Source organism: Rhizobium sp. WSM1274, assembly GCF_025200775.1.
Taxonomy (GTDB): Bacteria; Pseudomonadota; Alphaproteobacteria; order Rhizobiales; family Rhizobiaceae; genus Rhizobium; species Rhizobium leguminosarum_I.
Window position 1 is genome coordinate 239,824 of record NZ_CP104142.1, and the last position, 13,261, is coordinate 253,084.

At 57.3% G+C, this 13,261-nt stretch carries 10 protein-coding genes and 1 pseudogene; 3 read left to right on the forward strand and 8 right to left on the reverse strand.

Annotation, left to right across the window (positions count from 1 at the left end; genetic code table 11):
* Positions 1–366 precede the first annotated feature (366 nt).
* A complete protein-coding gene (locus tag N2600_RS34355) occupies positions 367–1,641 on the forward strand; it encodes an O-antigen ligase family protein (protein ID WP_222281250.1) in 1,275 nt (424 codons plus the stop codon).
* Between the two features lie 28 nt (positions 1,642–1,669).
* Here the strand turns inward: N2600_RS34355 and N2600_RS34360 are convergent, their stop codons facing one another.
* From N2600_RS34360 to N2600_RS34370, 3 genes and pseudogenes are all read right to left on the reverse strand, one after another.
* Positions 1,670–3,685 carry a polysaccharide biosynthesis protein gene (locus tag N2600_RS34360; protein WP_222281251.1) on the reverse strand — a complete coding sequence of 672 codons (2,016 nt, stop codon included), beginning with the start codon at positions 3,683–3,685 and terminating at the stop codon, positions 1,670–1,672.
* A 121-nt stretch (positions 3,686–3,806) separates the two neighbouring features.
* Positions 3,807–4,373 (reverse strand): sugar transferase, encoded by a 567-nt coding sequence (locus N2600_RS34365; protein ID WP_170278351.1) that lies wholly within the window; start codon positions 4,371–4,373, stop codon positions 3,807–3,809.
* Positions 4,374–4,609: 236 nt separating this feature from the next.
* Positions 4,610–4,962, reverse strand: a pseudogene (locus tag N2600_RS34370) (LysR substrate-binding domain-containing protein); the annotation flags it as partial.
* A gap of 384 nt (positions 4,963–5,346) precedes the next feature.
* Here N2600_RS34370 and N2600_RS34375 point away from each other — a divergent pair.
* Entirely contained in the window at positions 5,347–6,816 is a 1,470-nt protein-coding gene (locus N2600_RS34375) for a DHA2 family efflux MFS transporter permease subunit (RefSeq protein ID WP_222281252.1), read from the forward strand.
* A gap of 222 nt (positions 6,817–7,038) precedes the next feature.
* Here the strand turns inward: N2600_RS34375 and N2600_RS34380 are convergent, their stop codons facing one another.
* The 4 genes from N2600_RS34380 to N2600_RS34395 are packed head-to-tail and all read right to left on the reverse strand — an operon-like array spanning position 7,039 to position 11,637.
* Positions 7,039–8,028: a substrate-binding domain-containing protein gene (locus N2600_RS34380; RefSeq protein ID WP_260299937.1), complete on the reverse strand. Its 990-nt coding sequence runs from the start codon at positions 8,026–8,028 to the stop codon at positions 7,039–7,041.
* A gap of 53 nt (positions 8,029–8,081) precedes the next feature.
* Positions 8,082–9,125: an ABC transporter permease gene (locus N2600_RS34385; protein WP_170280636.1), complete on the reverse strand. Its 1,044-nt coding sequence runs from the start codon at positions 9,123–9,125 to the stop codon at positions 8,082–8,084.
* Positions 9,125–10,642 (reverse strand): sugar ABC transporter ATP-binding protein, encoded by a 1,518-nt coding sequence (locus N2600_RS34390; RefSeq protein ID WP_260299888.1) that lies wholly within the window; start codon positions 10,640–10,642, stop codon positions 9,125–9,127. The genes N2600_RS34385 and N2600_RS34390 overlap by 1 nt, the downstream gene beginning before the upstream one ends.
* Positions 10,639–11,637 carry a LacI family DNA-binding transcriptional regulator gene (locus N2600_RS34395; RefSeq protein ID WP_222281255.1) on the reverse strand — a complete coding sequence of 333 codons (999 nt, stop codon included), beginning with the start codon at positions 11,635–11,637 and terminating at the stop codon, positions 10,639–10,641. The genes N2600_RS34390 and N2600_RS34395 overlap by 4 nt, the downstream gene beginning before the upstream one ends.
* A 198-nt stretch (positions 11,638–11,835) precedes the next feature.
* On the opposite strand from N2600_RS34395, the gene N2600_RS34400 reads away from it, so the two are divergent.
* Complete coding sequence (locus tag N2600_RS34400) at positions 11,836–12,216, forward strand: RbsD/FucU family protein (RefSeq protein ID WP_222281256.1); 381 nt, start codon at positions 11,836–11,838, stop codon at positions 12,214–12,216.
* A gap of 467 nt (positions 12,217–12,683) precedes the next feature.
* Here N2600_RS34400 and N2600_RS34410 read toward each other — a convergent pair whose 3' ends face one another.
* On the reverse strand, positions 12,684–12,836 hold the full coding sequence (locus tag N2600_RS34410) for a hypothetical protein (RefSeq protein ID WP_222281257.1): 153 nt from the start codon (positions 12,834–12,836) through the stop codon (positions 12,684–12,686).
* Between the last annotated feature and the right edge of the window lie 425 nt (positions 12,837–13,261).

Below are 13,261 nucleotides of genomic sequence, written 5' to 3' on the forward strand. Positions count from 1 at the left end.
TGCGTCGGTTCTTCGATTACTGCATAATTCAAATTGCTACGTCGTCCTTTGTGCGTTCGAAAAGACGCGCGGCGCTGTAGCTCTGACGGTCCGGATGTTGCCTTCTTCTCTCCCCGCGATACGCTTTCGTCGGCCGCTGGACGAGCAGACTTCAAATCAAGCCCGCATCTTATACGTGTTTTCCGTTGAAGCCGTTCTTACCGTATTTTCCATTTGCCGCTCTTCATCGACGAGAACCAAGTCTGTCCCGATGCCTGTTGCTGGAATACCACGTCCCTTAAAGCCACAGATTGCATCCTCATCACCGCTTGACAGCCGTGATCACGATCCTTAGCGAGGCAGCATCGATGCGGCAGGACCGGCAAAGTGAATTATCTTAGGCAACTCAAGATGGCAGTGCTTCATCCCGGGGATGAGACCGGAAGCGCGCTCGACCGAAACAACCGCATTGCGGTCTTTGCCTTTGCAATCCTTCCAGGGCTTTCGCCGAACTTTAACTCCTTCATCCTCCTCGCGTCGATGGTATGGGGCGCCTACTGTCTGGCCACGGGCAGCCTCGCCTTGAACCTGTCGAGATCCGACCGGCTGGTTGCCATTGGCATGTCGATCTACCCGCTGGTGATGATCGCCAGCATCTTCATCAATCCGCCTTACTCCGAAGAACTGGACTGGATATTCCGGCTCCTGCCTTTTTTTTCAATCTGGCTGATATTGCCACGGATGCGCCAATCTCCCGATGGCAGTCTCGTGCCGCTCTTTATCCTCGGCGCGGGCATTGGCATGATCGTCACCTTTGTTTTCAGTCTCCTGCAGATCATGTTTCTGATGGAAAGGGCAGAGGCTGGAACTTCGAACGCTGCACTCCTGGGCGTCATAGGCATTCTTTTCGGCGGCATCGCGCTTCTCAACGTTCAATCTCCCAGAAGCGTGGAGCAACGAATTGCGATATTGGGATATGCCGCCGGGCTAGGCTGCGTGCTGCTTTCGGGGACACGTTCGGCCTGGCTGGTCATTCCCGTCCATATCGTCATCTTTCTCTGGTACTTCCGCAAACACAGCTTCCATCTGAGTTTGCGCAGCCTTGCTATTACCAGCTCCTTGCTGTTGGCGGGACTTATCGCCCTGGGCAGCGGCCAGATCCTCCATCGCATCCAGGCGCTGCAGGAAAATCTGACGACGCTCGAACGCACCGACGGCGAGATCACGTCGCTCAGCGCGCGGTTCGCATTGTACAAAGGCGCACTATCGGCAATCAGCAAGGACCCGTTGACGGGTTATGGTCCGCAAAACCGGATGGCTTCGGTTTTGGCAGAGTTGCCCGATAACATACGGCCGAAGTTGCCCTACTCGCATGTCCACAACGGTTTCCTCACCGCGGGAATCGACGCCGGCGTCTTCGGCATTGCAGCGCTTTCGCTGATGCTACTGACGCCCCTGATAGGCGCGTGGAGAAAAGAAGCGGGACCGGGCCGGGATTTAGCGATCGCGCTCGCTCTTCTGCTTGTCAGCAGCTACGTCATAACCGGCAGCTTTGGCATCATGTTCAATCAGAAAGCCTTGGATCCGATCTTCGCTTACATGGTCGCCCTTATTTGTGTGGATCGCGGCAGCACAGGCTTTGCGCCCGTCGTTCGCGACTGACGTCTGGCACCCCTTGAGCCTGCAGACCCTACAGCGTGCTTTGAATTGTCTGAGGCAGACGTATTGGCTCGGCGCCGGCGAAAGCCATATCCGAGACCTCACCCGTTGACGAATAGCCGGAAACAAGCTCCGCCAATGTCGCGCGTGCAGCGATCATATCGTTCCGGTCCAGTGCGGCGTTGAGCGAGTTCAGTCTTTTCGACAGCTCCGGCCAGGACAAGAAATCCTCACGCGCCTTCATGATCCGAGGATGTTCGGTTGTTTCAGGATTATCCCCGATCAACAGTTCTTCGTAAAGCTTCTCGCCGGGCCTAAGACCTGTAACGGAAAGCTCGATATCCCCTTCGAGATTGTTCTCGTCGCGGACGGTCAATCCGGAAAGCTCGACCATCTTGCGGGCGAGATCTGCGATGCGAACGGGCTCGCCCATGTCGAGCAGGAAAACATCGCCGCCGTCGGCCATGGCGCCGGCCTGGATGACGAGCTGCGAGGCTTCCGAAATGGTCATGAAATAGCGGGTTATATCGGGATGTGTCAGCGTAACGGGGCCGCCTTCCTTGATCTGCTGGCGGAAAAGCGGCACGACCGATCCAGACGAGCCGAGGACGTTTCCGAAGCGGACCATGGAAAAATTCGTTCGCATTCTGTCGGTCGTCGATTCTGCTGCGAGCGCCTGCAGAAGCATCTCCGCCAACCTCTTGCTGGCGCCCATCACATTTGTCGGACGCACGGCCTTGTCTGTGCTGATCAGCACGAAATTCGAAACGCCGCATTTAATCGCTGCGCGCGCCGTGACCAGCGTACCCATGACATTGTTCTTGATGCCTTCTACGGCATTGTGTTCGACAAGCGGCACATGCTTGTAAGCGGCGGCATGATAGAGCGTCTGCGGTCGCCAGCTCTGCATGATATGTTCCATGCGATCCTGGTCGCGGACGGAACAGAGGATTGGGACGATCTGCAGATTTTCGTATCTGTACAGTTCTGCCAGCTTCCGCAATTCGGCATGGATATTATAAAGCGCAAACTCGTTCTGATCGAGGAGGATCAGGCTAGAAGGCTCATTGCGGAGTATCTGGCGGCATAACTCTCCGCCGATCGAGCCACCAGCACCGGTGACCATCACCACCTTGTTGCGCATCGCCGTGTCGAGCAGCTCCTGCCGCGGCGCGACCGCTTCCCTGCCCAGCAGATCTTCGATCTCGAGCTCACGGATGTCGGAGACGGCGATGCGTCCCTGAGCCAGAGCCGTGAGATCCGGCAACGTGCGTACATTGACCCTGGCTTTGCGGATATGCTCCAGGATTTCGTTGCGACGCTGCCGCGTTGCTGATGGAAGAGCAAGGAGCACATTGTGCACGCCAAGGGTTCCCGCGAGCACGGGAAGATCCGAGGGGTCATAGATCGGCAAACCACCCATGACGCCGCCCTTGAGACGCGGGTCATCATCCAGATAGCCGACGACATTGAGTTCGGCGCTGTTGATCAAGGCACCGGCCAGTTGCCGCCCGGCCGTCCCTGCCCCATAGATCAGCACCTTGGCGAGCATATTCTTGTGCAGGATGCGCTGGTAGGTATCCCCGAGCCAATAACGGATACCCAACCGCGACAGGCCGATCGCAATCAACAGCAGGAAGGGCTGGAGGATGCCGACGGTTCTGGGAACACCCGGAACGCTGAGGGCGGTAAATATCGTCATGAAGGCGACGCCGTAGATCGCAATCGCCTTTAGGACAGTAATGAAAGCAGCCATGTTGGCATAACGGAAGATCGCCCGATACATGCCCATGACGATGAAGATGGGAAGTGCCATGCAGAGCGAAACGAAGACCGGCAACCACTGGACGCCGGTCAGCACCGTCCATTCGTTCAGGCGGAAGCAATAGGCAAGCCAGAGCGTCAGAACACAAAAGCTGGAATCCACCAGCAAAGCGAGAGCGCGTTTGGCAACCCGCGGCATCGCCAGCAGAGGGGCGACGAGCGCTTGCATCGGCATTAAGAACCATCCTGAGCGCGATGTCTCAGTGGGGGTATTTCCAGGCATAGTTTACCAGCGTTTCGCAGATCGATCGACACCACCTTCTTGTCATTTTCTGCAACGAGCGCAACTGAAATAATCGGAAACCAAGGTCTTCCGCGCTGCTTATCTATCAGAAGTAGGTAAGTTAATGCCTTATTCCCTTACGGCGGATTACCTTCCCGGCGGTCATAAACAGAATGCTTATGTCGAGGCCGAACGAGCGACGTTCGAGATATTCGATATCGAATTTTACCTTCTCCGGAATCGGCAATTCGTCCCGGCCATTGATCTGCGCCCATCCCGTCAATCCCGGCAGGAGCTTGTCGACGCCGTGGGCCGCCCGCAATTCAATAAGGTCGTATTGATTGTAGAGTGCCGGCCGTGGGCCGACGAAACTCATCTTCCCCTCGAGAATGCACCAGAGCTGCGGCAGTTCGTCGAGGCTGGATTTGCGCAGAAACGAGCCGATGGGTGTCAAAAACCGATCCGGGTTTTCGAGCAGATGTGTGGCAACTGTTGGTGTGTCGACGCGCATGCTGCGAAATTTCGGCATCAGGAAGATTTGATTGAAACGGCCGACACGTTTTGACCAGTATAGGATCGGTCCCGGCGAGGTAAGGCGAACACAAAGAGCGACGATAAGGATCGGCACAAGCAGGATCACCGACGCAATCAAAGCCAAGAAGAAATCCATCGCCCGTTTCAAATCCATATTCCGAAGTTCTTCCGCCCCGTCGACCGACCATCCGGCATTCGCCGCTAGCGCTTGCCGTATCGTCAAAAAGCGTTTCGCGTCAACTGGAGGACATGGTGTTTTATCTAAACGAGGATCGTCAGAAACGTGAACTTCGTGTCTAGATCAGGCGGGCTTCCTTCTGCAGTGTTGGGCGGCCATTGCTTTGCTTGTTGATGGGCCTCGAATCGTCGAGGCACGCATCACAAGGCGTCGGGCTGCCGCTGGAGCCTTGCCGATAACTCCGGCGGCGACCAGTTCGGCAGGACGTGGACGGGCCTTCCGGTGCGCAGATATTCTCCTACGTAGAACTTCGGCAGCATGGCGAACCCATACCATCGGCAGTCATGCTCGCCAGAACTTCGCCGCTGTTGGCGCTAAACGCGCGCCCTGCCGAGATGTTGGCACTGCCACTGCCGTCCGATAATGCCCAGCTCTCCCGCTTGCTCTCGCTGCTGTATGCAAGGCAGTCGTCAGGGGTCAGTTCGGTGGGATGCTTCATCTTTGGAAATCGGCTTCCTGGAGCGGCTATCAGGATACGGCGCACGACGCTGATCTTCCGCCAGACGATTGTCGGCATTGCACCGGGCAGTTGGCGTCGCAACCTATGACCCTGGCGATCGGGATGCTACGTTGAGACAAGCACCGATGTCCGGCGATAATCGGCGTAGCCTTCCGACGGGGGAGCGAATCGGGTGGCTGGTTCGTTGGCCAAAGGACAAGGTTGAATATGAGAGAGCTCTGCCAAGAACGTCCCTACGCAGAGAAGCCCAAAACACCAACTGATCAACGCGACTTCCGCTCATGTTGGCCACGCAGATCGCAAGAGCGCCCAGGCACGCCGAACCCTTGCAACGCATTTCGCGAAAAAATGTAATGGACATTGTCGGATCTCTTCGCCGCAATACGTCGTGCTGAAGACGTCCCTGTCTTCCTCATTTAAGGTATCCGTATGAGCATCGATTCCCAGATCATAAATGCTGTTGACGATTCTCCCATCGCGGAAGAGCACAGCGCCCGCAACAAACTTGTAATCGGCCTTCTCCTGGTTTCGGCCTTTGTCGTCATTCTCAATGAAACGATCATGGGCGTAGCCTTGCCCCACCTGATGGCCGATCTCAAGATCTCCGCAAGCTTGGCACAATGGCTGACCACAGCTTTCATGCTTACCATGGCGGTCGTTATCCCCGTCACCGGCTACCTCCTACAGCGTCTCAACACGCGGCACGTCTTCATCCTGGCCATGTCGCTTTTCAGCGTCGGCACGCTGATTTCCGCGCTCTCGCCGGGTTTCGTGGTGCTGGTCTTGGGACGCATCGTGCAGGCATCCGGTACGGCGATCATGATGCCTCTGCTGATGACCACGATCATGCACCTCGTGCCACCTCAGTCGCGTGGGAAGACGATGGGCAATATATCGATCGTCATCTCCGTTGCCCCCGCCATAGGTCCCACCATATCAGGCCTCATCCTCAGCGCGCTCGATTGGCGATGGCTGTTCCTCCTCGTCTTGCCGATCGCTCTGGCCGCTCTTGCACTCGGCGCTTGGAAAATGCGAAACGTCACGGAGCCGACGGAAGCACCGATCGACATTCTTTCCATTCCACTTTCCGCCATCGGCTTCGGCAGCTTTGTCTACGGCCTCAGTGGGCTGGGCGAAGCAGCCCTCCAACCGCCTATCATCTCGCCATGGCTCCCATTGGCCGTTGGTGCGGTCGTGATTGCGGCATTCGTCGCCAGGCAATTGCAGCTCCAGCGGCAAGGCCGGGCTTTGCTCGACATGCGCACCCTGATGATCAAGGCCTTCACCATCCCGGCGGTGATGATGGCAGTGCTGATGATGTCGATGTTCGGCGTGTTCATTCTGCTTCCGATCTACCTTCAGAACGTGTTGGGTTTGACCACACTGCAAACTGGTCTGCTCCTGCTGCCGGGAGGGCTGATCATGGGTCTATGCGCCCCCACGGTTGGCAGCCTGTTTGATCGATATGGACCGGTGCTGCTCGTTGTTCCGGGTGCCATTCTGTTCAGTGCACTGATGTGGGCTCTGACGCTCATTCAGCAGGACACATCATTCTGGCTGCTGCTCGTGGCCCATATTATCCTCAGCATCGGCCTTGCACTGATGTTCACACCGCTGTTCACCGCGAGCCTTGGCTCCTTGCCACCCAACCTCTATTCGCATGGCAGCGCGATGATAGGCACCACCCAGCAGGTCGCCGGTGCGGCTGGCACGGCACTCTTCGTCGCGATCATGACAATGACGGGTTCAAATGCTTCTTTGGCTGGCGCCGATGCCGCTGCTGCGACGACTGACGGAATTCGCGCCGCGTTCCTTTGCGGTGCAATCATCTCCGTGGCATCGGTTATCATAGCCTTCTTCGTCAGAAAGCCAGCTGGCGGGCACGCTGCGAGCTATTGAACAGTGGCTTGAACAAGGATGGACGCTATCTGAGCCGCGGGCGAGATGTCTTGATGAAACTGGTGAACCAATAGGACCTCCAGGCCGCAAACTCATTTGGATTCGGACGATGGCCGTAAAAGCGTAAGATGTCGGCTCGACGAAAGAGATCGAGCACGCCAGCCAATTGGTATGGTTCAACCCGGCTGGACGGTCGCGTCTGGCCGGGTTGAGTCTGGAGCTTTACTTACCCATCATCTGCTTCGCGTTATCGGCTGTAATGGCGGTGGTATCGACCGTTACTGTCGCCGGCACCGACGATGCGCAGTCCAGCAATATCGACTTAGCCATATCGACCGCCTCTTTGGCTCCTGTCGGATATGTGAAGGTCGCGGACCAGTTGCCCTTTGCGACTGCCTCGATCCCGCCTGCCGGACCTGGCAAGCCATCAGTGCCGATGATCTTCACGCTCTTGCCGGCACCTTTCGCAGCTAGGAGCGCACCCGCCGCCATCATGTCGTTGCTGGCATAGACCATCTTGATATCGGGATGAGCCTGCAGCATCGCGGCGAACGCGGTCTGTGCTTTATCCGGCAACCAGTCTGCCGCTTGTTCTGCCACGATCTGGATCTTGGAATTGGATTTCACGCCATCCTTGAAGCCATTCAGCCGTTCGACGGCCGGTGTGGAACTCGGCAGGCCCTGCAGTACGGCCGCCTCGCCGCCATCAGGTAGAAGCGTCTTGCTCGTATATTCGCCGGCGGCCAACGCGATTTTATAGTTATCTCCTCCAATGAAGGCTGTGTAGTCCTTGCCAGCCTCACCGTTCGTCTTGCGGTCAAGTTCGACGACCGGGATACCCGCATCCATCGCCCGCTTGACGGCGGGCGTAAGCGGAGCCGCCTCGAAAGGCGAGATCAACAGAAGGTCAACCTTTTGGGTGATGAAATTGTCGACCTGCGATGTCTGAGTGTTGACGTTGCCCGCGCCGTCAGCGATCTGCAGCGTGAACTGCGGGACTGCCTTGGCGGCTGCCTCCAGTTCATCGTTGACGTGCTGGCGATAAGGCTCCGCATTGTTGGCCTGCGAGAAGCCGATGACGAACTCGCCATCTTTGGCACAAGCCTTCACGAGCGGACCGGCAGCGTGAGCCACGCTGGCAATAGCAAGGCATGAGCCGGCCAGGAGTGCCATGCGTCCGGCATTCGACATTCGAAGTGCATTCTGTGTCATTACTTTCTCCTCCACATTGATCCCGGATCCACCCTCCAGGTGATGCCGCCACACTACCTGCCCAATCCTTCGCGGCGACGAACGAGGGATTGAAGGACTGCTGCCAGAACGATAATTGCCGCTGTGGCAAGCAACTGCATGGCTGGCGTGATGTTGTTCAGCTGCAATATATTGGCCAAAGCGCCGAGCATGATCGTACCGGCGATTGTTCCGACCATTGAACCTGACCCGCCAAACAGGCTGGTTCCGCCGATGACGACAGCCGCGATGGCCGTCAATTCATATCCGGTCCCATCATTGGCACTGCCAAAATTGAATTGCCCGGCATGGACTATGCCAGCAAGCGCGGATGCAAAGCCGGTAATGGCGTAAACGGCGATCTTGATTGTCGAGACCGGAACGCCTGAGATGCGGGCGGCGCGCTCGTTGCCGCCGACGGCATAGACGTAACGGCCGAACCTCGTCGTATTCAGCACGAGCGTGGCGATGCAGGCAAAGATCAAGAAGACGATCGTGGCAACGGGAACGACGTTACCGAATAGCCGACCGCCCAGAACGGCAAAGATCGGTGGAGCGAGCCCAGGACCATCACCATAGGAAATATTGATGTACTGATTATCCGACACAACGAGTGCAAGCCCGCGGGCTGCCTGTAAACCGGCAAGAGTGACGATAAACGCTTCAAGCCGAAACTTGCTTGAGATCGCTCCCTGGACCAATCCGAAACAAGTGCCCATCAGCAGCACTGCCAGCACCGTGGTTACCAGCCCAAAACCGCCTGAGACCATCAATGTTGCCGTTACGACGCTCGCAAGGCCAAGTGTCGCCCCAACCGAGAGATCAATCCCGGCGGTGATGATCACGAACGTCATTCCGATTGCGATGATTCCAGTTTCGGACACCGCGCGGACGATGTTGGCGATGTTGTCGGGTTGAATGAACAAGATGACACCGTGCCGACGCGGTGAGAAAATGATGCCGCCGGCGAAAACGAGTATAAGGCCGATCAAGCTCTGGAAGCGGACCAACACCGCGAGCGGATCAATCCGCTTGGCCGGCTGAACCGCTGGATTGGATGCGATTTGCTGTTCGGACATCAGGCCTCCCTCCCGTTGGCGGCCGCCAGGACTTCATGTTCGTCGACACCGCCAGAAAACTCAGCAACGCTGCTGCCGTTGCGCAAAACCACGATTCGATCGCATAGGCCGATCAGTTCGGGCATCTCGCTCGAAGCGACAAGAATGCCCAATCCCTCTGAAGCCAGCTTGCGCAAGCGGGCGTAGATTTCCCCCTTTGCGCCGACGTCGACGCCACGTGTCGGCTCGTCGAGAAGTAACAAGCGCGGATTGCCTAGCACTTCCTTTGCGAGGACGACCTTCTGCTGATTTCCCCCAGAGAGAGCCCCGACCGCGATGCCGGGATTCTTTGGACGAATGTCGAATTGGCCGAAAGAGCTCTTGATCGCATCCTCCTGGCGTCGCGCCGACAGCAAGCCCTTTGGTGATATCCAGCGGATGATCGACATCACCAGATTGAGACCTACAGACATACGCAGCATGAGACCGGCCCCACGCCGGTCATCGGTTACAAATGCCAATCCTGCCCTGCGAGCAGCCGCGATCGATTTAAGCCTGGTCGGCCTGCCACCAATCGTAATGTCCCCGTGCCATTGGCCCGGCACGCCTGTTCCGTATAGAGCGCTCAAAAGCTCGGTTCGACCCGCCCCCATAACGCCTGCGAGCCCGACGATTTCGCCACGCCGAACATCCAGATCGACTTTGATTGGCGCTTGCCACCCGGGTGACACGCGGTACGGGCGGAAGGAGGCCTGTCGCATCCGCAGGAGCACGTCACCAACACTGTGCGCGCGGCGGGGATAAAGCTCGTTCAAAGAACGTCCAACGAGAAGCTGCACCAGTTCGGCCTGCGGTGCATCTGGTTTGGTGACGCCTGCCACCTTGCCGTCGCGCATGACGGTCACGCGATGAGCGATCTGCGGCACTTCCTCAAGACGGTGCGAGATATAGACGATGCCGACGCCCGACGCTGCCAGGCCACGCATGATGTCGAACAGTCGATTCACTTCGCCAACGGTCAAGGCAGCCGTCGGCTCGTCCATGATAAGGGCTCTCGATGCGTAGGAAAGCGCCTTGACGATGGCGACGACCTGGCGCTGGCCGATCGAAAGTTCACTCACGAACTGGGCTGGATCGATAGATCGGTCGATCGCTTCTAGTCTTTTACGCGCCTCTTGCAGCATCGCCTTGCCATCCAGCATGCCGTGCTGATGGACAAGTTCGCGCCCGAGGAAGAGATTGGCAGCCACGGTCAGGCTCGGAACGAGGTCCAGTTCCTGGAAGATCGTTGCGATCCCGGCTGCTTGTGCATCACGCGGGCTGTGAAATCGCGCGGGTTTGCCGTCGATGAAGATCTCTCCCTCGTCCGGCGTATTCACGCCGGACAGCAGGTTTATCAGCGTCGATTTTCCTGCACCATTTTCACCAAGCAGCGCATGGATTTCGCCAACCTTTAGGTCGAAATCCACGCCGCGAAGCGCCTGAACCCCGCCGAAGCGCTTGACGACACCTTTCGCTGAAAGAACGACGTGGCTCATGCTGCTTCTCCACACGATTCACGCACTCGCAAAACTGGCGACAGTCGAATGGTCTCGTGGGGGCGGCGCTTGTTGCCGATCCGCTCGATCAGCAAGTCCGCCGCCTTCCTGCCAATCTCATCGCAAGGCTGGGCCATCAGCGTCAGGCGCGGTTCGAAATAATCTGCCCATTCGAAATCATCGATCCCAAGAACAGAAATGTCCTTGGGAACACGCAGCTTCCGCTCTCGGATAGCCCTCATAGCTCCGATCATCGCCAGATTGTTCGAAGCAAGAATCGCCGTCGGCGGCTCCTTCAGCTCCAGCAAACGGTGCGTCGAAGCAGTGGCGTCGGCGGTGCTGCGATTGCCGTCGCTGATCAAATTATCCTCTACCTCTATTCCCTTCTCCGTCATCGCTGCGCGGAAGGCCTTTGCGCGCTCCACAGTCGTCGCAAAGCCAGGCTGACCGAGAATGATCCCAACCCGTCGATGATGCAGCGTGACGAGATGATCGACGAGCGTTCGTATTGCGGCGACGTTATCCGTCCCGACCTGGTCGAAACGGTTGTCCGACAGCCTGTCAACAAGCACACAGGGAAGGTCGGACCGGATGAGATAGTCCAGCGCTTTTTTAGGATCGCCCGAAGGCGCAAGTATAATCCCGTCGACGCGACGCTGATGCAGATGCCGGATCAGTTCCAGCTCCCGGACCGGATCATCCTGCGTGTCACAGAGGAACGCGATCAAGCCTCGTTTGGAACACTCGGCCTCAATCGCGCAGATGATGTCACTGAAGTAAGGGTTCGAAATCGCCGAAATCGCGAGGCCGACAGTGCCTGTCGATGACAGTTTGAGCGAGCGAGCGACTGTATTGGGGATGTATCCGATTGCCTCCACGGACTCGATGACGAGCTTGACCTTCTCGGGTGAGACGTAGCGCGTCTTATTGAGAACGTGCGAAACCGTGGAGACTGAGACCCCAGCCGCCTTTGCCACCTCGGAAATAGTTGTCATGAGCGCACTCCAGCTCTCGCCAGCAGCGCAACAAACACGTTTTTCAAACTAGCCTCCCAAGCGGAATTCCAACCTCCAGAGGCTCTCCCAGGATCCGCTATGTCGTCACGCTAGCGCCATCGAAACGTTTGCGCAATCGTTTTTTTCTGCTAATCGTTCATCGTTCTTGTCGGTGAAATCTCTTGGGAGGGAGATGCCATGCTGAAGGGTGTGCCGCCGTTTATTACGGCCGACGTGTTGTGGGTCATGGCCGCCATGGGTCACGGAGACGAACTGGCAATCGTGGATCGAAACTTCTCCGGTTTTCGTGTGGCGACTCAAACCACGAGCGGAAAGCTTCTCATCTTGCAGGGTGTCGATGCACCGACTGCATTCCGCGGGATCCTTCAGATGGGCGAGTTGCTGGACGTACACAAAGACGTCCTCGCAGTTTGCAGTGAGGTAGAGGGGCGTTCGATAGCGAGCCAACCTGTCGAGAGGTTTGCATACTATCCCATCGCGATGCGATCGTTTGCAGTCATCCAGACGGCTGAATCGCGCCCCTATGGGAACTTCATCCTTAAGAAGGGCGTGGTCTGATGGTCAGGTCTTCTTCTTGCCGAGCGCCTTTCCGTGGCCGCATTCCCCGTGACCGACTTGCTGCGGTGGACAACACCGTGGCAGTCTGCCTATGCCGCATGCTGTCGATGGGGGCTGATGCGGAATGGTAAGCCTGCAGCCGGACGCGCTCGAAATCGTCTGCGGTATACCCCCCACTCTTACCGTTTAGTTGATCATGATCGGTGGCCAAGGCGCGGTAACGCCAGCCGGTGCACTGCAAAATACCGGACGTCACGTCGTACAAAGCGCCCTCCCCTGCTTCACTGGGACACGCCGCATCGACGCAGAGGCGCGAAGTTTCGATCATGGACGGATGTGCGTTGAGCCGTCCCGTCGAAAGAAGTTGCGGGAAGACGCGTTCTTGCATGGTAGCGCCGACGGACGGCAAGCGCGCCGCGCGCAGCCGATCGCCTCACCAGCATCCGATAGGCGAGAATATACGTTGGTTACCCGTCGAGTTCATCGAGCTCGCGGCTGTTGGATCTGGAGGCCTTCCAGGCGGGCTGGTCTGCAAAGACGAGCGATGGCAGGCGGTACTTTTGATCGAGAAGCGTTGCGTCCTTAGTTGATTTCGGCCTCTTGGTTGCTGTCAGCCTCATTGTACCGCTCCGCAATTAGGCTGGTCTGTGTATACTGGTTTGGGAAAGCTGCGCGTTGATTGTGTGTGTGTGTGTGTGTGTGTGTGTGTGTGTGTGTGCCAGTCGCAAATCTGCGAGATCTCTTGATCTGTGATTCTCTGGGGAGCGGGCGGCTGAAGGCCAATGGTCTTCAGAATCGGCCCTTCCGGCGGGTTTGCTAACCAGCAGATCTGCGAGTCCCACAGATTCCTTTCGGTCGCTGGTGCAATTTAGGAACCTGCTGGAATCGTTAAGGAAATATCTCGTGCCGGTCTGGCTTCGTTCCTTGTTCCGGGCCTGCCGTTAAGTGGCTGTTAACCATTAACTCCTTGCAAGAATCGCTTGTTTCCGTATCGTCACGGAATAAACGCCGTAATTGAAATTTTTCCGTGACGAAAGTTTTGACC